The sequence below is a fragment of the Nocardioides sp. FY1077 genome (assembly GCF_058681775.1).
In genome coordinates this window covers 379,125-403,420 of the sequence record NZ_JBZWDB010000003.1, presented here as the reverse complement: position 1 = coordinate 403,420, position 24,296 = coordinate 379,125, and the positions used below count along the sequence as shown (strand labels likewise).

24 protein-coding genes are annotated in these 24,296 nt (G+C 74.8%); 22 read left to right on the top strand and 2 right to left on the bottom strand.

Going from position 1 to position 24,296, the window contains the following annotated elements:
• Positions 1-41: 41 nt before the first annotated feature.
• The gene (locus AC4OR8_RS11415) at positions 42-1,325 is read right to left on the bottom strand and encodes a DUF58 domain-containing protein (protein ID WP_492165677.1); all 1,284 of its coding nucleotides are present in this window, start codon (positions 1,323-1,325) and stop codon (positions 42-44) included.
• A gap of 22 nt (positions 1,326-1,347) precedes the next feature.
• Entirely contained in the window at positions 1,348-2,325 is a 978-nt protein-coding gene (locus AC4OR8_RS11410; RefSeq protein ID WP_492165676.1) for an AAA family ATPase, read from the bottom strand.
• 485 nt (positions 2,326-2,810) lie between these two features.
• Between AC4OR8_RS11410 and mraZ the strand changes: the two genes are divergently transcribed.
• The 22 genes from mraZ to AC4OR8_RS11300 all read left to right on the top strand — a co-directional run bounded on the left by mraZ (position 2,811) and on the right by AC4OR8_RS11300 (position 24,253).
• Positions 2,811-3,236, top strand: coding sequence for a division/cell wall cluster transcriptional repressor MraZ (gene mraZ / locus AC4OR8_RS11405; RefSeq protein ID WP_492165675.1), 426 nt, complete (start codon positions 2,811-2,813; stop codon positions 3,234-3,236).
• 259 nt (positions 3,237-3,495) lie between these two features.
• Positions 3,496-3,633: a hypothetical protein gene (locus AC4OR8_RS11400; protein ID WP_492165674.1), complete on the top strand. Its 138-nt coding sequence runs from the start codon at positions 3,496-3,498 to the stop codon at positions 3,631-3,633.
• Positions 3,634-3,641: 8 nt separating this feature from the next.
• Positions 3,642-4,631 carry a 16S rRNA (cytosine(1402)-N(4))-methyltransferase RsmH gene (gene rsmH, locus AC4OR8_RS11395; RefSeq protein ID WP_492165673.1) on the top strand — a complete coding sequence of 330 codons (990 nt, stop codon included), beginning with the start codon at positions 3,642-3,644 and terminating at the stop codon, positions 4,629-4,631.
• Positions 4,631-5,374, top strand: coding sequence for a cell division protein FtsL (gene ftsL / locus AC4OR8_RS11390; RefSeq protein ID WP_492165672.1), 744 nt, complete (start codon positions 4,631-4,633; stop codon positions 5,372-5,374). The genes rsmH and ftsL overlap by 1 nt, the downstream gene beginning before the upstream one ends.
• A gap of 99 nt (positions 5,375-5,473) precedes the next feature.
• On the top strand, positions 5,474-7,300 hold the full coding sequence (locus tag AC4OR8_RS11385) for a peptidoglycan D,D-transpeptidase FtsI family protein (protein ID WP_492165671.1): 1,827 nt from the start codon (positions 5,474-5,476) through the stop codon (positions 7,298-7,300).
• Positions 7,301-7,332: 32 nt separating this feature from the next.
• Complete coding sequence (locus AC4OR8_RS11380) at positions 7,333-8,871, top strand: UDP-N-acetylmuramoyl-L-alanyl-D-glutamate--2,6-diaminopimelate ligase (RefSeq protein ID WP_492165670.1); 1,539 nt, start codon at positions 7,333-7,335, stop codon at positions 8,869-8,871.
• A gap of 156 nt (positions 8,872-9,027) precedes the next feature.
• Positions 9,028-10,104, top strand: coding sequence for a phospho-N-acetylmuramoyl-pentapeptide-transferase (mraY, locus tag AC4OR8_RS11375; RefSeq protein WP_492165669.1), 1,077 nt, complete (start codon positions 9,028-9,030; stop codon positions 10,102-10,104).
• The gene (gene murD / locus AC4OR8_RS11370) at positions 10,086-11,633 is read left to right on the top strand and encodes a UDP-N-acetylmuramoyl-L-alanine--D-glutamate ligase (protein WP_492165668.1); all 1,548 of its coding nucleotides are present in this window, start codon (positions 10,086-10,088) and stop codon (positions 11,631-11,633) included. The genes mraY and murD overlap by 19 nt, the downstream gene beginning before the upstream one ends.
• A 35-nt stretch (positions 11,634-11,668) precedes the next feature.
• Positions 11,669-12,991 carry a putative lipid II flippase FtsW gene (ftsW, locus tag AC4OR8_RS11365; RefSeq protein WP_492165667.1) on the top strand — a complete coding sequence of 441 codons (1,323 nt, stop codon included), beginning with the start codon at positions 11,669-11,671 and terminating at the stop codon, positions 12,989-12,991.
• A gap of 64 nt (positions 12,992-13,055) precedes the next feature.
• Entirely contained in the window at positions 13,056-14,180 is a 1,125-nt protein-coding gene (gene murG / locus AC4OR8_RS11360; protein ID WP_492165666.1) for an undecaprenyldiphospho-muramoylpentapeptide beta-N-acetylglucosaminyltransferase, read from the top strand.
• A complete protein-coding gene (gene murC / locus AC4OR8_RS11355; protein WP_492165665.1) occupies positions 14,177-15,610 on the top strand; it encodes a UDP-N-acetylmuramate--L-alanine ligase in 1,434 nt (477 codons plus the stop codon). The genes murG and murC overlap by 4 nt, the downstream gene beginning before the upstream one ends.
• Positions 15,607-16,392: a cell division protein FtsQ/DivIB gene (locus AC4OR8_RS11350; protein WP_492165664.1), complete on the top strand. Its 786-nt coding sequence runs from the start codon at positions 15,607-15,609 to the stop codon at positions 16,390-16,392. The genes murC and AC4OR8_RS11350 overlap by 4 nt, the downstream gene beginning before the upstream one ends.
• Positions 16,393-16,700: 308 nt before the next feature.
• Positions 16,701-17,960, top strand: coding sequence for a cell division protein FtsZ (ftsZ, locus tag AC4OR8_RS11345; protein ID WP_492165663.1), 1,260 nt, complete (start codon positions 16,701-16,703; stop codon positions 17,958-17,960).
• A 16-nt stretch (positions 17,961-17,976) separates the two neighbouring features.
• Entirely contained in the window at positions 17,977-18,678 is a 702-nt protein-coding gene (locus AC4OR8_RS11340; protein WP_492165662.1) for a purine nucleoside phosphorylase YfiH/LACC1 family protein, read from the top strand.
• A complete protein-coding gene (locus AC4OR8_RS11335; RefSeq protein WP_492165661.1) occupies positions 18,675-19,376 on the top strand; it encodes a YggS family pyridoxal phosphate-dependent enzyme in 702 nt (233 codons plus the stop codon). Before AC4OR8_RS11340 ends, AC4OR8_RS11335 begins: the two co-directional genes overlap by 4 nt.
• 80 nt (positions 19,377-19,456) lie before the next feature.
• A complete protein-coding gene (locus AC4OR8_RS11330) occupies positions 19,457-19,969 on the top strand; it encodes a cell division protein SepF (RefSeq protein ID WP_492165660.1) in 513 nt (170 codons plus the stop codon).
• 48 nt (positions 19,970-20,017) lie between these two features.
• Positions 20,018-20,314: a YggT family protein gene (locus AC4OR8_RS11325; RefSeq protein ID WP_492165659.1), complete on the top strand. Its 297-nt coding sequence runs from the start codon at positions 20,018-20,020 to the stop codon at positions 20,312-20,314.
• A gap of 149 nt (positions 20,315-20,463) precedes the next feature.
• On the top strand, positions 20,464-21,243 hold the full coding sequence (locus AC4OR8_RS11320; protein WP_492165658.1) for a DivIVA domain-containing protein: 780 nt from the start codon (positions 20,464-20,466) through the stop codon (positions 21,241-21,243).
• Between the two features lie 227 nt (positions 21,244-21,470).
• Entirely contained in the window at positions 21,471-21,902 is a 432-nt protein-coding gene (locus AC4OR8_RS11315; RefSeq protein WP_492165657.1) for a TraR/DksA family transcriptional regulator, read from the top strand.
• Positions 21,875-22,495, top strand: coding sequence for a signal peptidase II (lspA, locus tag AC4OR8_RS11310; protein WP_492165656.1), 621 nt, complete (start codon positions 21,875-21,877; stop codon positions 22,493-22,495). Before AC4OR8_RS11315 ends, lspA begins: the two co-directional genes overlap by 28 nt.
• Positions 22,492-23,427 (top strand): RluA family pseudouridine synthase, encoded by a 936-nt coding sequence (locus tag AC4OR8_RS11305; RefSeq protein WP_492165655.1) that lies wholly within the window; start codon positions 22,492-22,494, stop codon positions 23,425-23,427. The genes lspA and AC4OR8_RS11305 overlap by 4 nt, the downstream gene beginning before the upstream one ends.
• A complete protein-coding gene (locus AC4OR8_RS11300; protein ID WP_492165654.1) occupies positions 23,414-24,253 on the top strand; it encodes a GNAT family N-acetyltransferase in 840 nt (279 codons plus the stop codon). Before AC4OR8_RS11305 ends, AC4OR8_RS11300 begins: the two co-directional genes overlap by 14 nt.
• Positions 24,254-24,296: the final 43 nt, after the last annotated feature.

Genomic DNA, 24,296 nt, shown 5'->3' with positions numbered 1-24,296 from the left:
GGCGGGCGGTCGCGGCGGGGCGGAGGAGGGGGCGGTCTGGGTCACGAGGTGGCTCCGGCGCGGTGGTCGGTGGGGGCGGGTCCGGGGGAGGCGGCGCGCACGGCGCTGCGGCCCAGGGCCTGCCAGGCGGTGTCGATGCGGTCGCGCGGGCCCAGCGGCGCGGTGCGCCAGCCCTGCTGGGCCAGGCCGAGCGCCCCCGCGCCGCTGGGCGCGGCGCCGGTCCAGGCGTCCACGTCGAGGCACAGCGCGAGCGCCGAGCCCGCGCCGTGCTGGATGCGGCGCAGCACCGGCAGGTCGTGCTGCTCCATCGAGCCGAGGACGGCCACGACGAGGCCGCCGCCGCCCTGGTCGCGCAGCCAGGTCGTGTCGAGGCGCGGGGCGTGCTGCGCCTTCAGCACCGCGAGCGACTCGAGGATGGGTGCGGTGTCGAGCGAGGCCTGCCGCACGTGCCACGGAGCGGCGACGTCCTCGCCCTCGGCGGTCACCAGGCGCACCGCGAACCCGCGGCGACCGAGGTGCTCGGCGATCGAGGCGGCCGCGACCACGGCGGTCTCCAGCGACGAGGCCACGCCCTGGCCGCGGTGGCTGCGCAGCCGGTTGTCGACGAAGAGGGTGGCCCGCGAGTGCCACGGCTGCTCCTCGCGGCGCACCATCAGCTCGCCGGTGCGCGCCGAGCTGGGCCAGTGCACGCGTCGCAGGTCGTCACCTCGGCGGTACTCGCGCACCGTGACGTCCTCGGCGCTGCCGTGGGCGAAGGCCCGGGGGCGGTTGTCGCCCGAGCCCGACGACGACCCGCCCAGGCCGATCGGGGGCAGCGGGACGGTGGGCGGGGTCACCGTCAGCGGCACGGTGGTCTGGAAGGCGCGGCCCAGCTCGACGAGGCCGAAGGGGTCGCTCACCCGGACGGTCATCGGGCCCACCTCGTAGCGCCCGCGCACGTCGCTGCGCACGGTGTAGGACACCTCGCGACGCCACCCCTGGCCGATGCCCTGGAGCACGAAGCGCGGGCGGGTGCCGAGCACGTAGGGCAGCTGGTCCTCCAGCAGCAGCACGGCGCTGGGGGTGCGGCCCTGGTTGGTCAGGGTGAGGTCGACCCGGGCGGGCTGCCCGGCGGTGACCAGCTGGGGGGTCACCGTGCGCACCAGTGCGAGGCGGTAGCGGCTGCGCCCGACGTAGACCGCGGTGACCAGCGGCAGTGCCAGCACCAGCACCCCGACCCGGGTGAGCGCCGGCTGCCCGAGCAGCACCGCGCACACCACGGCGGTGACGCCGGCGGCCAGGAAGGCACGCCCGCGCACCGTCAGGCCGGCGAGTGCTTCACGCATGGGGGGCTCGGCGTCCGGTGGCTCAGGTGCGGTCGGGCTCGGGGACGGGCACGGTGGCCACGATCCGGTCGAGCACGGCCTCGGTGGTGCGCCCGCTCATCGCGGCCTCGACGCTGGGCATCAGGCGGTGGGCCAGCACGGGGCGGGCGAGCACCTGCAGGTCGTCGGGGACGACGTAGTCGCGGCCGTGCATGGCGGCGTACGCCTTCGCGGCGCGCACGAGGTGGAGGGTGGCGCGGGGGGAGGCCCCGAGGGTGAGGTCGCCGGTGGTGCGGGTGGCGCCGGTGAGGGCGACGGCGTAGCGCTGCACGGCGTGCGCGACGTGCACCTGGGCCACCGAGCCGGCCAGCTTGCGCAGCTCGGCGGCGTCGGTGACCGGCTCGAGGTCGTCGAGCGGGTTGGCACCGGTGTGGGAGTCGAGCATCGCGATCTCCGCCGACGGCACGGGGTAGCCCATCGACACCCGGGCCATGAAGCGGTCGCGCTGCGCCTCCGGGAGGGCGTAGGTGCCCTCCATCTCGACGGGGTTCTGGGTCGCGATCACCATGAACGGCGGCTCCAGGTGGTAGGTCGCGTTGTCGACGGTGACCTGCCGCTCCTCCATGGCCTCGAGCAGGGCCGACTGGGTCTTGGGCGAGGCGCGGTTGATCTCGTCGCCCACCACGATGTTGGCGAAGATGCCGCCGGGGCGGAACTCGAACTGGCGGGTGTCCTGGTTGAACACCGAGACGCCCGTGACGTCGGAGGGCAGCAGGTCGGGCGTGAACTGGATGCGCCGCACGCTGCAGTCGATGCTGCGGGCCAGGGCCTTGCTCAGCATCGTCTTGCCGACGCCGGGCACGTCCTCGATGAGCAGGTGGCCCTCGGCCAGCAGCACGACGAGCGCGGCGGAGACGACGTCGGGCTTGCCCTCGATGACCCGCTCGACGTTGTCGCGCACCCGTCCGACCACCCGGGCCAGGGTCTCGAGGTCGGCGCCTCCCGCGTGCTGGGCAGCCACGTCGGTCCTTCCGGTCGTCGGGTGGTCCGGCCGAGGCTCGGACGGCACAGGTCGTGCCCCCTCACCGTAGGACGTCGGGGCAACCCGTGTCCCGCGCTGCCGGGCCGCGGTCGGCCGGTCGGGCGGCGCGCGCCACGCCCCGGCACCCCACGGTTCCTCCACGGGCCCTCCACCGGCGCTCCACCTGCGGTCGTGTCCGCTCCACCACGCTCCACCCCGCTGTCGCGGAGCTTCCCGAGCACCGGCCGGGGACGGGTCAGGTGGGCGCCCGCAGGGCGCTGACCTGCGACGACGTGCGACGCGCAACGTGCGGATCGGCCCGTGGGGTGGCGGCGCGCGCCGGTGGCCGGACGCCGGCGCGGCGCCGGGTGGGGGCCGCAGCAGCGGGTCGGACGGCCCATGGAGGGGTCGAACGTGGTTGACGGTGGAGGGAAGTGGAGTAAGGTGGTGCGAAGTGGAGGAGGCTCCCGAATCGGAGGTGCGACGTGTTCTTCATGGGCACGTACACGCCGAAGCTCGACGAGAAGGGACGCCTCTTCCTGCCGGCCAAGTTCAGGGACCGACTCGCAGAGGGGCTCGTCGTGACACAGGGTCAGGAGAAGTGCCTGGTCGTGTGGCCCGAGGACGTCTTCATGCAGGAGGCCCAGCGCGCCCAGTCGACGCCGATGACCAACCGCGACGCCCGCGACTACGCCCGCGTGCTGTTCGCCGGCGCCGAGCAGGGCACGCCCGACAAGCAGGGGCGCATCGGCATCCCGCCGGTGCTGCGCCAGTACGCCTCGCTCGAGCGCGACGTCGTCGTCATCGGCGTGATGGACCGCATCGAGATCTGGGACCCCGCCCGGTGGAGCGACTACGCCTCCGGCGCCCAGGAGAAGTTCGCCGAGCTCGACGAGCAGCCGCAGGCCTGACCTGCCCCCGCTCCAGCCGCACCACCAGCACCGCCACAACTGCACAACGGATCCGCCGGACCTGGTCCCCGTCCGCCCCCCGGCCCTGAGGCACCTTCCCCTGCCGCAGGTCCACCCGGCCCTGGGACACCTTCCCCGGTTCCAGGACCACCGTCTCTTCCGGGAGCGGCCCGGGACCAGGTCCTGCGGATCCACCGTGCACCCCGCCCCACCCCCACCCGGCACCACCCGGCACCACCCACGAGCAGGGGTCGACCTGATGAGCACCACCCACGAGCCCGCGCCGCCGCGGGTGCGCCACCAGGCGCGCGACGCGGTGGTGCTGATGGCCTTCTCGGCCGCCGTGTCCCTCGGTGGCGCCACCGCGCTCCTGCTGCTCGCCAGCCTGGGCCGCTGAGGTCCACGATGGCCTCCCCGAGCCACGTCCCGGTGCTGCTCGACCGGGTCGTCGACCTCCTCGCGCCCGCGCTGCAGCGCGACGGCGCCGTGCTCGTCGACTGCACGCTGGGCCTCGGCGGCCACAGCGAGGCCGTCCTCGAGCGGCTGCCGAAGGCCCGCGTCGTCGGCATCGACCGCGACCCCGCCGCGCTCGACCTCGCCCGCCAGCGGCTCGCACCCCACGGTGAGCGGTTCACCGCCGTGCACGCGGTCTACGACGAGATCGCCGACGTGGTGGCCGACCAGGGCCTCGACGAGGTGGCCGCGGTGCTCTTCGACCTCGGCGTCTCCTCGATGCAGCTCGACGTGCGCGAGCGCGGGTTCGCCTACGCCGAGGACGCGCCGCTCGACATGCGGATGGACTCCTCCGCCGGCCCGACCGCGGCCGACGTGCTGAACACCTACCCCGCCGCCGAGCTCACCCGGGTGCTGCGCGACTACGGCGAGGAGAAGTTCGCCCGCAAGATCGCCGGTGCCGTCGTCCGTCGTCGCGAGAGCGAGCCGTTCACCACCTCCGCCGCCCTCGTCGAGCTGCTGTACGCCGAGATCCCGGCCCCGGCGCGGCGCACCGGCGGCCACCCGGCCAAGCGGACGTTCCAGGCGCTGCGCATGGAGGTCAACGACGAGCTCGCCGTGCTGCGCCGCGCCGTGCCGGCCGCCATCGACGCGATCGGCGTCGGGGGGCGCGTGGTCGTGGAGTCCTACCACTCCCTCGAGGACCGCCTGGTGAAGCAGGCCTTCACCGCCGCGACCCGCTCCACGGTGCCCGAGGACCTGCCCTTCGTGCCGGCCGGCAGCGAGCCCGCGCTGCGCCTGGTCACCCGCGGCGCCGAGAAGGCGAACGCCGCGGAGGTCGACGACAACCCGCGCGCGGCCTCGGTGCGGCTGCGCGCGCTCGAGCGGGTGCGCCCCCGCGACGCCCACCACCCGCACGCCCACCGAGGGGGAACCACCTGATGAGCAGCAGCCCGGCCCGCGCCTTCCCGACCCGTCTGCCGCGCATCGCCGGGGCGGCGGTGGAGCGCGCCCGCCTCACGGTGGTGCCCCGGGTCCGGACCCGGGCGGCCCGGATGCCGTTCGTGGTGCTCCTCAGCGTCCTCATGCTCGGCGGCGTCGTGGGGCTGCTGCTGTTCAACACCTCCATGCAGCAGTCGGCCTTCACCGCCACCACCCTCGAGCAGCGCGCCACCGTGCTCTCGGCGCGCCAGGAGTCGCTGTCGATGGAGCTGGAGCGGATGCGCGACCCGCAGGCCGTGGCGCGCCTGGCCCAGCAGCAGGGCCTGGTCATCCCCGCCGGCACGCCGCCGGTCATCCGGCTCTCCGACGGCACCGTCACCGGCGAGGCGCCGGCCGCGCCCGGCTTCCAGCTCCCGCTGGCCCCGCCGGCCGCCCCGCTGCCCGCCGAGCTCCAGCAGCAGACCACCGAGGGGGCTCGGCCCCCGGAGGGCCAGCTGCCCGGCTCGGGCGAGCGGGACACGGACGCCGACGGCGCCAGCGGCGCGAACGGCACCGGCAGCACGACCGGCGCCGGCACCCGTGGCGAGCAGGACCAGCAGGCCGGCGAGCAGGCCGGCGAGCAGGCCGGCGAGCAGGCGGGCCAGCAGGCGGGCCAGCAGGCAGGGGAGCGGGACGACGAGCAGGGGTCGGCCGACGCCCCGCGCGGCAACCGCGCGACGGCGTCCGGGAGCGGTAGGAACTAGTACCACCAGCCACATCAGCCTCATGCGTCACACGCTCCACCCCGAGCGTCAGCACTGCCGACACCGCCCCTGACCGCCAGCCCCGCCCGGAGGACCCGCGTGCGCCGTACCCGCCAGCCGATGCGTCAGGCCGCCCCTCGACCCCGCCCCGCGGGCGGGGGCCCCCGCGGCTCGCTGCGCGGCTCGCCGCAGGTGCGGCTGCGCATCGGCTTCGTGCTGATCGCGATGGTGCTGTCGGTCTTCGGCGGTCGGCTGGTGCAGCTGCAGGGCCTCGACCCCGCCTCCTACGCCACGATGGCGGCCGAGGAGGGCATGGAGGAGGTGGTGCTCCCCGCCGAGCGCGGCGAGATCCTCGACCGCAACGGCGAGCCGCTGGCCGAGTCGGTCGACGGGCTGATGGTGGTGGCCGACCCCGCGCTCACCGCGGAGGACGCCCCTGAGCTGGCCAAGCTGCTGGCCAACCGGCTCGACGTCGACTACTTCACGATCCTCCCGCGCCTGCGCGCCGAGGACAGCCGCTTCCAGTACGTCGCCCGCAGCGTGCCGGCGACGCTGGCCACCCAGGTCGTGACCCGCGCCCGGGCCCTGGGCTTCGACGGCCTGAGCACCCGGCGCGACCCGGTGCGGGTCTACCCCGCCGACGACGTCGCCGCCAACGTCGTCGGCTTCCTCGGCACCCCGCGCAAGGACGGCACCGCCAAGCCGCTGGCCGGCCTCGAGCGCACGTTCGACGACGTGCTCTCCGGCGTCGACGGCGAGGCGCGCTACAGCGTGGCGGCCGGCAACCGGGTCCCGCTGGGGGAGAACACCACGGTCGAGGCCGTCGACGGCCGGGACCTGCAGACCACCCTCGACCGCGACCTGCAGTGGTACACCCAGCGGGTGCTGCGCCAGACGGTGCTGCAGGCCCGCGCCGACTCCGGGGCCGCCGTCGTGCTCGACACCCGCACCGGCGACGTGCTCAGCCTGGCCGACTACCCCACCTTCGACGCCAACGCGCCGCTGGAGTCCGACCCCGACGACCTCGGCTCCCGGGCGGTCAGCGACGTCTACGAGCCCGGCTCGGTGCAGAAGGTGCTGACCGTGTCGGGCCTCGTCGACGCCGGCAAGGTCACCGCGCGCACCCGGCTCACCGTGCCCGGCGTCCTCCAGCGCGAGGGCGACAACCCCATCAGCGACTGGTGGTCGCACGACACCATCCGGCTCACGCTGGCCGGCGTCATCGCGCAGTCGTCCAACATCGGCACCGTCCTGGCCACCGACAAGTACGCCGACGGCGAGCTGCGCGGCTACCTCGACGCCTTCGGCCTCGGTCGCACCACCGGCGCCGGCATCCGCGGCGAGTCCGCCGGCATCCTGCCCGACCCCGCCGCGTGGACCGGTGCCCTGCAGGACCGCATCGCCTTCGGCCAGTCGGTCTCGGTCAACGCCCTGCAGATGACGGCTGCGATCAACACCATCGCCAATGACGGCGTGCACATCGACCCCAACGTCGTGCAGGGCTCGGCCACCACCGACTCCGGCGAGGAGGTCGGCACCGACACCGCGACCCGCACCCGCGTGCTCAGCGGCGAGGCCGCCCGGCAGACCACCCACATGATGGAGCGCGTCGTCGACCCCGACGTCGGCGTCGCGCCGGGCGCGGCCGTGCCCGGCTACCGGGTGGCGGGCAAGACCGGCACCGCCCAGCGCGCCAGCTCGGAGTGCCAGTGCTACGACGGCTCCTACACGGTGTCGTTCGGCGGCTTCGCCCCGGCCGACGACCCCCGGTTCACCATCTACGTCGTGGTGCAGAACCCGCGCAACGGCGGCGGCGGCGGCTCCGTGGGCGGCCCGGCCTTCTCCAGGCTGATGGGCTACGCCCTGCAGCGCTACGCCGTCCCGCCGACCGGCACCCCGGCCTCCCGGCTGCCCGTCGAGTGGTGACCGGCACCCCGGCCTCCTAGGCTGACCCGACCGTGACCGACCTGCCGCGCCCCCAGCACCCCCCGCGCACCCCCCTCGCCGACCTCGTCGACCTGCTCGCGCCGGACGCCGTCCGCCGCCCCGGCGGCGAACCCGATGGCGAGCCCGTGCTCACCGGCATCACGCTCAGCTCGGCCCGGGTGCAGCCCGGCGACCTGTACGCCGCGCTGCCCGGCGCCCGGGCCCACGGCGCCGACCACGCCGTGGAGGCCCTGGCCGCGGGCGCGGTGGCCGTGCTCACCGACCCCGCCGGCGCGGAGCGGCTGCCGCCGCGCACGCCCGCGGTGGTGGTGCCCGACCCGCGGGCCGTGCTCGGCGCCGTCAGCGCCCACCTCTACGGCCACCCCGCACGACGCCTGACGATGGTCGGGGTCACCGGCACCCAGGGCAAGACCACCACCACCCGCCTGCTCGAGGGGGCGCTGGAGCACGCCGGCGTCGTGGCCGCGGTGATCGGCACCGTCGGCACCCGCATCGCCGGCGTCGACGTCCGCACCGCGCTCACCACCCCCGAGGCGCCCGACCTCCACGGGCTGTTCGCGCTGATGGTGGAGCGCGGCGTCCAGGTGTGCGCGATGGAGGTCTCCAGCCACGCGCTCGTGCTCGGTCGCGTCGACGGCGTGCTGTTCGACGTCGCGGTGTTCCTCAACCTCGGGCGCGACCACCTCGACTTCCACGACACCGTGGAGGAGTACTACGCCGCCAAGGCGTCGCTGTTCACCCCCGCGCGCGCGAGGCGGGCGCTGGTGAACGTCGACGACGCCCACGGCCGGCGCCTGGCCGGGGAGACCTCGCTGCCGGTGGCGACGTTCTCCACCGAGGGCGCCGAGGCCACCTGGACGGCCGTCGACCTGGTGGCCGCACCGAGCCGCACCGACTTCCGCGTGCACGGCCGCGACCTGCGCGACGTGCCGGCCGGCGTCCCGCTGGCCGGGCGGTTCAACGTCTCGAACGCGCTGGCCGCCGTCGCCACGGCGGGGGAGGCCGGGCTCGACGTGCCGGCCGTCGCCGCCGGCCTGGCCGGGCTGGCCGGCGTGCCGGGCCGGCTGGAGAGCGTCGTGGCGGGCCAGGACTTCGAGGTGGTCGTCGACTACGCCCACAAGCCCGACGCCGTGGCCGCCGCCCTCGGGGCGCTGCGCCCCCTGACCGCCGGGCGGGTCCTGGTGGTGCTCGGCGCCGGCGGTGACCGCGACACCGGCAAGCGACCCGTGATGGGCGAGATCGCCGCCCGGCTCGCCGACCTGCTCGTCGTCACCGACGACAACCCCCGCACCGAGGACCCCGCCGCGGTCCGGGCAGCCGTGCTCGCGGGCGCCGCCGCCGTGGACGACGCGCAGCGGGCCGAGGTCGTCGAGGTCGGTGACCGGCGGGCGGCCATCGCGCTGGCGCTGTCGCGGGCCGGTCGCGGTGACATCGTGCTGGTGGCCGGCAAGGGCCACGAGACCGGGCAGGAGGTCGCCGGCGTCGTGCACCCCTTCGACGACCGGCTGGTCGCGCGGGAGCTGCTGGAGGCCAGCCGGCGCCAGGCGTGACGCCTCGCCCACCGCCGGCGTGACGGCAGACACCCGCACGGCGGGGCGAGGCCCGGCTCGGGCGCGACGTGGGCGAAGATGTCCGGGGCCCGACGCCGCGCGGTCGGCCCACCGGCACCCGTAGGCACGCGCACGACGAGGAGTGGACGAAGGCGCATGAGAGCGATCCTGATGGGAGGCGGCCTGGCCCTCCTGATCTCGCTGCTCGGCACCCGCGTCGCGATCCGGCGCTTCACCGAGTGGGGCTACGGCCAGGAGATCCGCGACGACGGGCCCACCAGCCACCACACCAAGCGCGGCACCCCCACGATGGGCGGGGTCGTCATCATCGGCGCTGCGGTCACGGGCTACTTCGTGGCCAAGCTGGCCACCCAGGACTGGCCCAGTGCCTCCGCGCTGCTGCTGATCTTCCTGTTCGTCGGCATGGGCCTGGTGGGCTTCCTCGACGACTTCATCAAGATCTCCAAGCAGCGCAGCCTCGGCCTGCGCAGCAAGGCCAAGATGGTCGGGCAGACCGTCATCGCGCTGGTCTTCGGCGTCCTCGCGCTCTCGCCGTGGCTCGAGGACGAGCGCGGCCAGCGCCCGGCGTCCCACAGCATCTCGTTCATCCGCGACTTCGACAGCTTTGCCCTGCCCACCGTGGTGGTGCTCGTGCTGATCTGGCTGGTCGTCACCGCGACCAGCAACGCCGTCAACCTCACCGACGGCCTCGACGGCCTCGCCACCGGCGCCTGCGTGATGGTGTTCGGCGCCTACACGCTGGTCAACATCTGGCAGAACAACCAGTGGTGCGGGCAGGACGACATCGCCTACGGCAAGTGCTACGAGGTGCGCGACCCCCTCGACCTCGCGATCATCGCGGCCGCGATCACGGGTGCCTGCTTCGGCTTCCTGTGGTGGAACGCCTCGCCGGCGCAGATCTTCATGGGCGACACCGGCTCGCTGGCGCTCGGCAGCGCGCTGGCCGGCTTCGCGATCCTCACCCGCACCGAGATCCTCCTGGTGGTCCTCGGCGGCCTGTTCGTCCTCGAGACGGTGTCGGTGATGCTCCAGGTGGGCTTCTTCAAGCTCAGCAAGGGTCGTCGCATCTTCCGGATGGCACCCATCCACCACCACTTCGAGATGCTCGGCTGGGACCAGGTCACCGTGGTCATCCGGTTCTGGATCATCACCGGTCTCTGCGTGGCAGGTGGGCTCGGCATCTTCTACGCCGAGTGGGTGGCCGGCACGTGAGCGACGCCCGGCACCCCCGCGACCTGGCAGCCCTGGGCCGGCACACCCCCTGGGACGGCGTGCGGGCGGTCGTCGCCGGCTTCGGTGTCTCGGGGTTCGCCGCGGCCGACAACCTCACCCACCTCGGTGCCTCGGTCACCGCGCTCGACGAGTCACCGGCCGGCAAGGAGGAGCGCGCCGAGCTGCTGGAGGTGCTCGGTGCGAGCGTCCGGCTGGGGGAGGGCGCCACGGCGGTCCTGCCCGACGACGTCGACCTGGTCGTCACCTCCCCGGGCTGGCACCCCGACGCGCCGCTGCTCGCCCAGGCCCGCTCCCGCGGCGTCCCGGTGTGGGGCGAGGTGGAGCTCGCCTGGCGCCTGCGCGACCCGGCGCACGCCGCTCCGTGGCTCGCCGTGACCGGCACCAACGGCAAGACCACGACCGTGCAGATGCTCGATGCGATCCTGCGCGCTGCCGGCCTGCGCAGCGTGGCCGCCGGCAACGTCGGCCTCCCGCTGGTCGAGGCCGTGATGGACCCCGTGCCCCACGACGTGCTGGCCGTCGAGCTGTCCAGCTTCCAGCTGCACTACACCGACTCGATGAGCGCGGAGTCGGCCGCGGTGCTCAACGTCGCCGAGGACCACCTCGACTGGTACCCCTCGATGGCGGAGTACGCCGCCGACAAGGGCCGCGTCTACGAGCGCGTGCAGCGCGCCTGCGTCTACAACGCCGCCGACCCCGAGACCGAGCGGTTGGTGCGCGCCGCCGACGTGCGCGAGGGCGCGCGGGCGGTGGGCTTCACCCTCGGCACGCCCGGTGTCGGCATGGTCGGGCTGGTCGAGGACATCCTGGTCGACCGGGCGTTCGTCGAGGAGCGCGCCACCAGCGCCGCCGAGCTGTGCACCGTCGGCGACCTCGCGGTCGACGGCCACCCCGCCGCCCCCCACCAGGTCGCCAACGCGCTCGCCGCGGCTGCCCTGGCCCGCGCCCACGGCGTCTCCCAGCAGGCCGTGCGCGACGGCCTGCGCGGCTTCCGCCCCGACGGCCACCGCATCGCCGTGGTCGCCGAGAGCGACGGGGTCACCTGGGTCGACGACTCCAAGGCCACCAACCCCCACGCCGCGCTGGCCTCGCTGCGCGCCTACGACGACGTGGTGTGGGTGGCCGGCGGGCTGGCCAAGGGTGCCGACTTCGACGACCTGGTGCGTGCCGTCGCCCCGCGGCTGCGCGCCGTCGTGCTGCTCGGGCGCGACCGCGACGTCGTGGCGGCCGCACTTCGCCGACACGCACCCGATGTGCGGGTCATCGACGTCGGCGACGGCCAGACTGACGACGCACCACGAGTCACAGGCACACCAGAGACACCAGCAGCACCAGCACCAACGCCAGGACATGCCGCGATGCGGCGCGTCGTCGACGCGGCGGCCGGGCTCGCCCGGCCGGGGGACACCGTCCTCCTCGCGCCGGGGTGCGCGTCGATGGACATGTTCGCCAGCTACGCCGCACGCGGTGACGCCTTCGCCGCGGCGGTCAGGGAGAGGACCGGCTGACCGGTCCTCGCGCACACGCCCGCAGGAGGGACACCGTGACCACCACCGCGGACCGAGGACCGTCCCTCACCGACGTGGCAGGCCCCACAGGCGCCCACCTCGACGACACCCAGGCCATGCGGGCCCCCGGCCGGCTGCGTCCGGTCTCCGACGCCGCCGCCTCGGTGCGCAGCGCGCTCGACACCGCGCGCGACGCCCTCGACCGTCCGCTGACGTCGTACTACCTGCTGCTCGGCGCCTCCACGCTGCTGCTCACCATCGGGCTGGTGATGGTGCTCTCGGCCTCGAGCGTCTACTCCTACACCCAGAACGACGGCGACTCCTACGCCGTGGTGCGCCGCCAGCTGATGTGGGTGGTGCTCGGCCTGCCGGTGGCCTTCCTCGCCAGCCGGCTGCCGCTGCGGGTCGTGCGGGCGCTGTCGTACCCCGGCTACCTCGTGTCGCTGGCGCTGCTGCTGCTCACCGCGTTCATCGGCGTCGCGGTCAACGGCAACCAGAACTGGCTGGCCCTCGGGCCGCTGCAGATCCAGCCCTCCGAGATCGCCAAGCTGGCCCTGATCGTCTGGGCCGCCCACATCTACGCCAACAAGGAGCGCCGCCTCGGCAGCCTCCACCAGGTGATGGTGCCGGTCGTGCCGGGTCTGCTGCTGGCCACCGCGCTGGTGGTCGTCGGTCGCGACCTCGGCACCGCGCTCGTGCTGTTCGCGATCCTGCTCGGCATGCTCTGGGTGGTCGGGGCGCCGCTGCGGTTCTTCGCCATGTGCCTCTCGCTGGTCGGCGTGGTGGCCCTCGGCCTGGCCGCCAGCGACCCCGAGCGCGTCGCGCGGCTCACGACGTTCGCCGACCCGTTCAAGGACTTCCACGACACCGGCTGGCAGCCGGCCCACGGCCTCTACGCGCTGTCCAGCGGCGGGTGGTTCGGCCAGGGCATCGGCGCCTCGCAGCAGAAGTGGGGCGACCTGCCCGAGGCCCACACCGACTTCATCTTCGCCGTGCTCGGCGAGGAGCTCGGCCTGGTCGGCACGCTGCTCGTGGTGGGGCTCTTCCTCACCATCGCCTACGCCGCCCTGCGGGTGGCCCGCCACACCGCCGACCCGTTCGTGCGCTACGCCACCTTCGGCATCGTGGTGTGGCTGGTGGGCCAGATGGTCATCAACGTCGGCATGGTGCTCGCGCTGCTGCCGGTGATCGGGATCCCGCTGCCGCTGGTGTCGTACGGCGGGTCGGCGCTGCTGCCGTCGCTGGTGGCGCTGGGGCTGCTGATCGGCTTCGCCCGTCGCGAGCCCGAGGCCGCCCGGGCGCTGGCCCAGCGCCGCCGCGGCCGGGCCAGCGGCGTCTCCGCGCGACCGGTGGGCTGAACCGGTGGCGGGACACGTCCGCGCCTGCGGCGTGCGGACGACGCCAGCGGTTAGGTTCTGACCGATGCGCGTACTCCTCGCCGGCGGCGGCACCGCCGGACACACCTCGCCCCTCCTCGCGACGGCCGACGCCCTGCGTCGTCTCGACCCCGACGTCTCCATCACCTGCCTGGGCACCCCCCGGGGCCTGGAGAACCGGGTGGTGCCCGAGGCCGGCTACCCCCTCGAGCTGGTGCCGCCGGTGCCGCTGCCGCGCCGCCCCGGTGTCGACCTGCTCAAGGTGCCCGGGCGCCTCGGCGGCGCCGTGCGCGCCGCGTCGCGGGTGCTCGACCGCGTCCAGCCCGACGTCGTCGTCGGCTACGGCGGCTACGTCTCGGTGCCGGCGTACCTCGCGGCCCGCCGCCGGGGCCTGCCGCTGGTGGTGCACGAGCAGAACGCGCTGCCGGGGCTGGCCAACCGCCTCGGCGCCCGCTTCGCCGACCGCGTGGCGGTCAGCATCCCCGGCACCGACCTGCCCGGCGCCGAGCTCGTCGGCCTGCCGATCCGGCGGATGATCTCCCAGCTCGACCGCGCCGCCACCCGCGCCGAGGCCCGCGCGTTCTTCGGCCTCGACCCCGACCGGCCCACCGTCGTGATCACCGGTGGCTCGCAGGGCGCCCGCCGGGTCAACCAGGCCGTCTCCGGCGCCGCCGCGGCCCTGGGCGCGGCCGGGGTGCAGGTGCTGCACGTCGTCGGCCCGAACGGCGAGGCGGACCCCGCCGCCACCTCCGGCACGACCGGCGCGCCGTACGTCGTGGAGCACTTCGTCGACCGGATGGACCTCGTGCTGGCCGCCGCCGACCTGATGGTCTGCCGCGCCGGTGCCTCCAGCGTCACCGAGGCCGCCGCCACCGGCCTGCCGGCCGTCTTCGTGCCGCTGCCGATCGGCAACGGCGAGCAGGAGCTCAACGCCCGCCCGGTTGTCGACGCCGGGGGAGGGCTGCTGGTGGCCGACGGCGACCTCACCAGCGAGTGGGTGGCCGACCACGTCGTGCCGCTGGCCCTCGACGCCGAGCGGCTGGCACGCATGGGCGCCGCGGCCGCCGCGCTGGTGCCGCGCGACGCCGACGACGTGCTGGCCGCCATGGTCCTCGCCGCCGCCCGCGAGCCCGGCCGCCGCCGCGGTCGCCGCAGTCGGAGCGCGTCGTGAGGGTCCCGGTGCCGCAGGAGATCCTGCCGGCCGAGCACCTCGGCCACGTCCACCTCGTCGGCATCGGCGGCGCCGGGCTGTCCGGCATCGCCCGCATCATGCTGGCCCGCGGCCTCGAGGTCAGCGGCAGCGACGGCGCCGACTCCCCGACGCTGGAGCGGCTGCGCGAGCTCGGCGCCCGGGTGCACGTCGGCCACGCCGCCGAGCAGCTGGGCGAGGCCACCACCGTCGTCGTCTCCACCGCCGTGCGCGAGGACAACCCCGAGGTGGTCGAGGCGCAGCGCCGCGGCCTGCGGCTGCTGCCGCGCTCGGCGGCGCTGGCCTCGGTGATGACGGGGCGCCGCGTGGTCGCGGTCGCCGGCACCCACGGCAAGACCACCACCACCTCGCTGCTGACCGTGGCCCTGCAGGCCGCCGGCGCCGACCCGACGTACGCCGTGGGCGGCGACCTCGCCCAGACCGGCACCAACGCCGCCGAGGGCACCGGCGACCTCTTCGTGGCCGAGGCCGACGAGAGCGACGGCGCGTTCCTGGTCTACGAGCCGACCGTGGCCGTGGTGACCAACGTGGAGGCCGACCACCTCGACAACTGGGGCACCGAGGAGGCCTACGCCGCGGCCTTCGACGAGTTCGTGGGCCACATCCGCCCCGGCGGGCTGCTGGTGGCCTGCGTCGACGACGACGGCGCGGCCCGCCTGCGCGCGGTCGCCAGCTCGCTGGGCGTCGCGTTCGTGGGCGTCGGGGAGAGCGACCTGGCCGAGGTGCGCGCCGTCGACCTCGCCTTCGAGGGCACCACCTCCTCCTTCACCGTGGTCGACACCGGCGTGGAGCTGGGTCGGGTGCGGCTGCAGATCCCCGGGCGCCACTACGTCCTCGACGCGCTCGCCGCGCTCACCACGGGCCTGCGCCTGGGCCACGACTTCGACGCGCTGCGCCGCGGCCTCGAGGGCTTCGGCGGCACCCGGCGCCGGATGGAGCGCAAGGGCGAGGTCGCCGGCGTGCGGGTCTACGACTCCTACGCCCACCACCCCGTCGAGATCACCGGCGACCTGCAGGCGGCCCGTGCCGTGGCCGGCGAGGGCCGCGTCGTCGTCGCCTTCCAGCCCCACCTCGTCTCGCGCACCCGCATCTTCGGCACCGCCATGGGCGAGGCGCTCGGCGCCGCCGACGAGGTCGTGGTGCTCGACGTCCACCTCGCCCGCGAGGACGCCGACCCCGCCGTGACCGGCGCGCTGGTGGCCGACGCCGTGCCGCTGCCCCCCGAGCGCGTCGCGTTCGTGCCCGACCTCGCCGACGCCCCGGCCGCGCTGGTGGCCCGTGCCCGCCCGGGCGACCTGGTGCTGACGCTGGGGGCCGGGTCGGTGACCACGCTCGGCCCGCTGGTGCTCGACCTGCTCGCCGAGCGCGACGCGGGCGGGGGAGCCCGATGAGCCAGTCGACCGCCGTGCGACGTCCCGCGGCCCCGCCCGTGCCCGACGACCGCAGCACGCGGCGCACCCGTCGCCGCTTCGCCCGGCGTCAGTGGGCCCGCCGCTGGCTCGCGCTGCGCCGCGTCGCGGTCGTGCTGGTGATCCTCGGGCTCGGCGCCGCCGCGGTCTGGGCGGTCTGGTACTCCTCCCTGCTCGACGTCGAGCAGGTCGAGGTCGACGGCGTCGGCCCCGTCGCGGGCGAGGCCGTGCTGGCCGCGGCGCGCGTGCCGGTGGGCGAGCCGGTGGCCGGGGTCGACCTCGACGTCGTGCGCGCCCGGGTGGAGTCGCTGTCGCAGGTGCGCTCCGCCGACGTCGTGCGCTCCTGGCCCGACGGTGTGCGCATCGAGGTGGAGGAGCGGGTGGCCGTCGCGGTCGTCGACCTCGGCGGCACCCTGCGCGGCCTCGACGCCGAGGGCGTCGCGTTCCGCTCCTACGCCGCCCCGCCCGCCGGCCTGCCGCGGGTGGAGAGCGGGCTCGACACCAGCGCCGAGGCGCTGCGCGAGGCCGCTGCCGTGGTCGACGCCCTGCCCGAGGAGCTCGCCGGCGACGTCGACCACGTCGACGTGGAGACCGTCGACCGGATCAGCCTGGTGCTCGCCGACGGGCGCACCGTGGCGTGGGGGAGCGCGGCCGACTCCGAGGAGAAGGCCGCGGTGGCGCAGGTGCTGCTCGGGGAGCCCGGCACGACGTACGACGTGAGCGTGCCCGGTCGCCCGACGGTGGCCGGCCCCGCCGTCGACTGAGCGATCCGCTCCGGTCTGCCGAGCGGCGGATTTCTCGGACACCGCGACGCGCGCCCGCGTGTCGTCGCCGCGGGGCGTGCCGTGGTGCCTACTGTCGTGCCCACGACGAGGTTGACATAACTATAACCCTCAGGTTGAGGGTAACGGTTGAGGTCGACCCGCAGGCCCGGCTCCGCCGGCTTCCCCGACCTGCATCGGACCCGCACCACCGGCAGCACCCCCGCAGTACCCCCGCAGCACCTGCAGCAGACCGGCCCAGCAGGGCCACCGACCAGCACCACCACCCGATCAGCGAGAGGCGAGCCGCCGTGGCAGCAGCACAGAACTACCTGGCCATCATCAAGGTCGTGGGCATCGGCGGAGGCGGTGTCAACGCCGTCAACCGGATGATTGACGTGGGGCTCAAGGGTGTCGAGTTCATCGCGATCAACACCGACGCCCAGGCCCTCCTCATGAGCGACGCCGACGTCAAGCTCGACATCGGCCGCGAGCTCACCCGAGGCCTCGGCGCCGGCGCCGACCCCGACGTGGGCGGCCAGGCCGCCGAGGACCACGCCGAGGAGATCGAGGAGGTCATGAAGGGCGCCGACATGGTGTTCGTGACCGCCGGCGAGGGTGGCGGCACCGGCACCGGCGGCGCGCCCGTCGTCGCGCGCATCGCCCGCTCGCTGGGTGCGCTGACCATCGGCGTGGTGACCCGCCCCTTCGCCTTCGAGGGCCGGCGCCGCGCCAACTCCGCCGAGGAGGGAATCGCCCAGCTGCGCGAGGAGGTCGACACCCTCATCGTCATCCCCAACGACCGGCTGCTCTCGATCAGCGACCGCAACGTGTCGGTCCTCGACGCCTTCAAGCAGGCCGACCAGGTGCTGCTGCAGGGCGTCTCGGGCATCACCGACCTGATCACCACCCCCGGCCTGATCAACCTCGACTTCGCCGACGTGAAGTCGGTCATGGCCAACGCCGGCTCGGCGCTGATGGGCATCGGCTCGGCGCGCGGTGAGGACCGCTCGGTGGCCGCGGCCGAGATGGCGGTCTCCAGCCCGCTGCTCGAGGCGTCCATCGACGGCGCCCACGGCGTGCTGCTCTCCATCGCCGGCGGCTCCGACCTCGGCCTGTTCGAGATCAACGAGGCGGCCGCGCTGGTCGCCGAGGCCGTGCACCCCGAGGCCAACATCATCTTCGGCGCCACCATCGACGACGCGCTCGGCGACGAGGTGCGGGTCACCGTCATCGCTGCCGGGTTCGACGGCGGCACGCCGAAGCGCCGCGACGAGGGCACCGTGCTGCGCCGCGAGCCCAAGGCCGTCCCGGCGCCCGTGGAGGCCCGCCCGGCGCCCGAGCCGCAGCTGCGTCGTCCCGCCGAGCGCGAGCCCGTCCCGGCCGGCGCGCGCACCGGTGGCGCCACGGCGGTCCAGCCGCCGCAGCAGGCGCTGCAGGGCCAGCAGCCGTCCGCCGAGCAGCCCCGCCCGGCCGCGCCGGCGCCGAGCCAGCCCGTCGCGCCGCGCCCGGCCCCGCGCCAGGTGCAGTTCGACGACGACGAGCTCGACGTGCCCGACTTCCTCAAGTAGTCGGCGACCGCAGTCGGTGTTCTGGTTCCGCGGGTCGGTGGAGGGCGACGTCCGGGTGGACGTCGCCTTCACCGACGCCACCCTCGACCTGCAGGGCCTGCGCCCGGCGTTCCCCGAGCAGCTCGGCCTGCTCGAGGAGAAGTGCGGGGTCCGCTTCGCCCGGATCAACCAGGTGCACGGCTGCGAGGTCGTGACCTCCGACGTCCCGGCCCGGGACGCCGCGGCGCTGCTGCCCAGCGCCGACGCGCTGGTCACCACCACCCGGGGCCTGGGGCTCATGGTGCGCGCCGCCGACTGCGTGCCGGTCGTCCTGGCCGACGCCCGGGCCGGCGTGGCCGGGGTGGTCCACGCCGGCCGGGGCGGGATGGTGCTCGACGTGACCACCCGTGCGGTCGAGCAGCTGGTGGCCCGTGGCGCCTCCCGCGACGACCTGCGCGCCTGGGTCGGTCCCCACGTGTGCGGCGGCTGCTACGAGGTGCCGGCGTCGATGCGCGACGAGGTCTGCGCGGTGGTGCCGCAGGCCTGGGCCGAGACCCGGTGGGGCACCCCGGCGCTCGACGTCGGCCGCGGCGTGCGCGCCCAGCTCCAGCGGGCCGGCGTCGAGGTCCTCGACGCCGAGGCCACCTCCGGCTGCACCCGCGAGGAGACCACGCTGCACTCCTACCGCCGCGACGGCGCCGACGCCGGCCGCCTGGCCGGGGTGGTGTGGCTCTCGTGAGCGCCCGCGCCGACGAGCTCACGGCGGGGCTGGCCCGGGTGCGCGAGCGGCTGGCCGCGGCCTGCCGCGACGCCGGGCGCGCCCCGGACGACGTGTCGCTCACCGTCGTCACCAAGTTCTTCCCCGCCTCCGACGTGCGGCTGCTGGCCGGGCTCGGGGTCACCGACGTGGGGGAGAACCGCCACCAGGAGGCCGAGGCCAAGGCCGCCGAGTGCGCCGACCTCGACCTGGCCTGGCACTTCATCGGCGGGCTGCAGAGCAACAAGGCGGCCGCGGTCGCGGCGTACGCCACGGTCGTAGAGTCGCTCGACCGGGCCAAGCTCGTGGGTCCCCTCGACCGGGGCGCGCAGGGGCGCGGCAGCCCGCTCGAGGTGCTGGTGCAGGTGAGCCTCGACGCCCCCGGCGCCGAGGGCCGCGCCGGCGTCGACCCGGCCGACCTCGCGGCGCTGGCCGAGCGCGTCGCCGCCGCCGACCACCTCGTCCTGCGGGGGCTGATGGCGGTGGCCCCGCGCGACGAGGAGCCCGCCCGGGCCTTCGACCGGCTGGTCGCCGTGCGCGAGCAGGTGCTGCGCGACCACCCCGGCGCGACGGTGCTCTCGGCCGGCATGAGCGGCGACCTGGAGGAGGCCGTCGCGGCCGGTGCGACACACGTGCGCGTCGGGTCGGCGGTCCTCGGTTCGCGGCCCCCGGTCGGTTAGGGTCCGACTACACGTCAAGCACGTCACGCGCCGCCCGACCCACCCGGGTCGAGGGTGCAGAGTTCCGGAGGACGACTGTCATGAGCGGCTCGATGCGCAAGATCGGCGAGTACCTCGGCCTGCTCGAGGACACCGGTCGGTACGACGACGAGTACGACGGCACCCAGGACCACACCCAGGAGACCCAGGCGGTCGCCGCCCCGCGTTCCGGGGCGACCCCGGTCGCCCGCCAGTCCACGGCCCGCGCCGCGTCCGTGTCCGACCTCGCCGAGCGCCGCCGTCCGGCCGCCGGCCCCACGGGAGTGGTAGCCGAATTGTCCCGCATCACGACGGTGCACCCGAGCACCTACAACGAGGCGCGCATCGTGGGGGAGAACTTCCGCGAGGGCGTCCCGGTCATCATGAACCTCTCCGAGATGGACGACGCCGACGCCAAGCGTCTCGTCGACTTCGCCGCCGGGCTGGTCTTTGCGACCCGTGGCACCATCGAGCGCGTCACCAACAAGGTCTTCCTGCTCTCCCCGCCCAACGTCACGGTCGCCGCCGAGGACAAGGAGCGGATCGCCGAGGGCGGGTTCTTCAACCAGAGCTGAGGCTCGTCACCGCGACGGGTCCGCCCGCCGACAGGAGTAGACACCGACGTGCAGATCGCCGGTTCCGTCATCCACTGGATCCTGTTCTTCTTCCTCGCCTGCATGTGGGTGCGGTTCGTCGTCGACTGGGTGATGGTGTTCGCCCGCTCGTGGAGTCCCCGCGGGCCCGTGCTGGTCGTGCTCGAGGCGGTCTACTCCGTCACCGACCCGCCCATCAAGGCGCTGCGCCGGTTCATCCCGCCGCTGCGGCTGGGGAGCATCGCCCTCGACCTGAGCTTCCTGCTGGTCCTCGTGATCGCGTGGCTGCTGCTCAACCTCAACGACTCGCTGTTCGGCGTCTACTGAGGGCCGCGCCGGGCCGCCGGTCCCGCCGACGACCCGCCTGTCCCACGCGCCCCACCTCAGGCGCTATTGTCTCCGGGAACGTCGCAGGCGTCGCCCACGTGACCCCTGCGATCCACACGCACACGACGAACTGAGAATTGGGTGAGGTCATGCCACTGACGCCTGAGGACGTGAGCAACAAGCGCTTTACGCCCGTCCGGCTGCGCGAGGGCTACGACATGGGAGAGGTCGACCAGTTCCTCGACGAGGTGGAGGCCGAGCTCGCCCGGCTGACCAACGAGAACGAGGAGCTGCGCGCCAAGCTCGCCTCGGCCCAGTCCGGCTCCGGGTCCTCGGCGCCGACGCCGGCCACCCAGGCCGTGCCCGTTCCCGAGTCGAAGCCGGAGCCGACCCCGGCCCCCGCCCCCGCCGCGGCGCCGCCGGTCACCCCTGCTCCCGTCGCCGCCCCGGTCGCTGCGACCCCTCCCTCGGAGACCATCCGGGTCCAGACGGTGCCGCAGGCCTCCAACGCTGCCGCCCGCCTGCTCGAGCTGGCCACCCGCAACGCCGACGAGCTCGTCGACGAGGCGAAGAACGACGCCGACAAGATCGTCGGCGAGGCCCGCACCAAGGCCGAGCGGCTCGAGTCGGAGTCGAAGTCCAAGGCCGACCGCATGGAGGCCGACGCCCGCACCCGCGCGTCGATGCTCGACTCCGAGACCGCCGAGCGTCGCCAGCAGATGTTCGGCGACCTCGAGCGCGAGCGCGACAAGCTCAGCAGCGAGGTGGAGAACCTGCGGTCCTTCGAGCGCGAGTACCGCTCGCGCCTGAAGAGCTACTTCACCCAGCAGCTCGAGGCCCTGCACAACGGCGCCGAGAGCGCCGCCCCGGCCGAGGAGGCGCCGGCGCCCAAGCGCCTGCGCTCCATCCTCGGCGAGGACGAGTCCTGACCCTGCGCCCCGGCGCACACGCACCACCGGCACGGCCGATCCCCTCGGGGGTCGGCCGTGCCGTCGTTCCCGGCCCGCCACCGCTGTCCCACCCCTCGGGGTGGCGGGGTTTCCCCCTGTCGCGAGCCCCCGCTACCCTCCTGCTCACCGCGGCCCGTCAGGTGGGTGATCCGCCGCGGTGACCCCGACCGAACCGGCGACCACCGCCCCTGCCCCGAAGGCGTCCCGTGAAGAAGGCAGCAGCCAAGACCAGCGCCACCCAGGCCGGCGACCTCGTCGTCCTCGAGGGCGAGAGCGACTGGACGCCCGACGAGCTCGCCGAGGTGCAGACCGAGCTGGCCGAGCAGCGCGCCCACGCCAGCGCCGTCGTCGAGCAGCAGGAGTCGGAGCTCAACGGGCTCATGCGCGATTCCGGTGACGGCTCCGGGCAGGACCAGGCCGACATGGGCGCCAGCAGCTTCGAGCGCGACCACGAGCTCACCGTGCTGAACGTGGAGCGCGACAAGCTCGCCCAGATCGACCGGGCCATGGGGCGCATCGACGACGGCACCTACGGTGTCTGCGAGTCGTGCGAGCAGGCGGTCGGCAAGAATCGGCTGATGGCTTTTCCGCGTGCCACACTGTGCATGACATGCAAGCAGCGCGAGGAACGTCGATAGGTCCCGACAGCACCACCGGTCGACCCTCGACGCGGGCCCGCAGCAGGCTGCTCCTGGCCGCGGTCGCCCTGGCGGCGTACGCCGTCGACCTGAGCAGCAAGGTGGTCGCCGCCGACCGCCTCGAGGGCCGCGCGGACGTCGAGGTGCTCGGCGAGGTGCTCCAGCTGCGGTTGATCAAGAACCCCGGCGCGGCCTTCGGCACCGGCACCGACTACACCGTCGTGCTGAGCTGCGTGGCCATCGTCGCGGTGGTCGTCGTGACGGTGCTGGCCCTGCGCGTGCGCACCCGGCTCTGGGCGGTGGCCCTGGGCCTGCTGCTGGCCGGCGTGGCCGGCAACCTCACCGACCGGCTGTTCCGCGAGCCCGGGCCGCTGCGCGGGCACGTCATCGACTTCTTCATGCTGCCCAACTGGCCGGTCTTCAACGTGGCCGACCTCTGCATCAACGCCGCCGCGGTGCTGATCCTGGTGCAGGCGTTCCGCGGGGTGCGGCTCGACGGCACCCGCGACGCCGACCACGAGGCGGAGGCCGACACGGGCACCGAGAACGACACCGAGACCGAGACCGCCGACGACACCGGGGACGTGCGATGACCCAGACCGAGCACCGCACGCTCAGCGTGCCCGACAGCCTGGGCGGCGAGCGGGTGGACGCCGTCATCGCGCGGCTGTTCGGCCTGTCGCGCACCCGCGCGGCCGACCTGGTCTCCCAGGGGCTGGTGCAGGTCGACGGCGTCGACGTCGGCAAGAGCGACCGGGTGATGCCCGGGGCGGTGGTCGCGGTGGCCATCCCGAGCACCGTCGACCCCCTCGTGGTGCGACCGGAGGTCGTCGAGGGCATCACGATCGTCCACGACGACGACTCCATCGTGGTGATCGACAAGCCCGTGGGCGTGGCCGTGCACCCCTCGCCGGGCTGGAACGGGCCCACCGTCGTCGGCCACCTCGCCGGCGCCGGGTTCCGCATCGCCACCAGCGGTGCCTCCGAGCGCCAGGGCATCGTGCAGCGTCTCGACGTCGGCACGTCGGGGGTGATGGTGATCTGCAAGTCCGAGCACGCCTACTCCGTGCTGAAGAACGCCTTCCGCCACCGCACGGTCGACAAGACCTACCACGCGCTGGTGCAGGGCCACCCCGACCCGCTGGAGGGCACCGTCGACGCCCCCATCGGCCGGCACCCGCGCTCGGACTGGAAGTTCGCGGTGATGGCCGACGGCCGGGCCAGCGTCACCCACTACGAGACCCTCGAGGCCCACCGGTTCGCGAGCCTGCTGGAGGTGCACCTGGAGACCGGGCGCACCCACCAGATCCGGGTGCACATGGCCGCCCTCAAGCACCCCTGCGTCGGCGACCTCACCTACGGCGCCGACCCCGTGCTGGCCAAGCGGGTCGGCCTGGAGCGCCAGTGGCTGCACGCCGTGCGGCTCGGCTTCGAGCACCCCGACACCGGCGAGCACGTGGAGTACGAGACCGGCTACCCCGCCGACCTCGCCCACGCCCTCGAGGTCGTGCGTGACGGCTCGTGAGCGCCCCGGGCGGCTGAGCGCCGCCGACGTGGTCGTGCGTCCCGGCACCACCGCCGACCTCGACGCCGTCGCCGAGGTGCACCTGCGCAGCCGGGCCGCCGCGGGTGCGGCGATGCCGCGCGGCGTGCACCCCGACGACGCCGTGCGCACCTGGTTCCGCACCTGGGACCTCACCGCGCGCGAGCTGTGGGTCGCCGAGACCGTCGACCCCGAGGGGCACGAGGAGGCCGGCGCGCCCGCTGGGCGCGGCGGAGCGGGTCGTGTCGTCGGCTACGCCGCGCTGGCCGGCGACTGGCTCGACGACCTGTACGTCGATCCCGTGGCGGCCCGCTCGGGGGTCGGCAGCCTGCTGCTCGACGTGGTGAGGTCGACCCGCCCCGACGGCTTCTGCCTGTGGGTCTTCGAGTCCAACGCCCCGGCCCGGGCGTTCTACCGCGCCCACGGCCTCGTCGAGCTCGAGCGCACCGACGGCTCGGCCAACGAGGAGCGCGCCCCCGACCTGCGGGTGGCCTGGCCCGGGCGCGACCCGCTGGCGTTCCTGCGCCGCCTCATCGACGAGGTCGACGAGCAGCTCGGCGACCTGCTGGCGCGCCGGGTCGCGCTCACCGCCGCGGTGCAGCCGCACAAGGTCGACCGCAGCCCGGGGGAGCGGGGCGCGGGGGAGAACCGCGACCCGGAGCGGGAGCGCGCCATCGCCGAGGCGATGGCCCGGCGTGCCCCGGCGCTCGGCGTCGAGCGGCTCGCGCGCATCGTCGACGTGGTGGTCGCCGAGAGCCTCGACGCCGCCGCCGCGGGGTGGGGCACGGGGTCCGTCGACCGGTCCTGAGCGGTCGCCGGACGGCACCGGGGTGTCGGTGGTCGCTGGCACG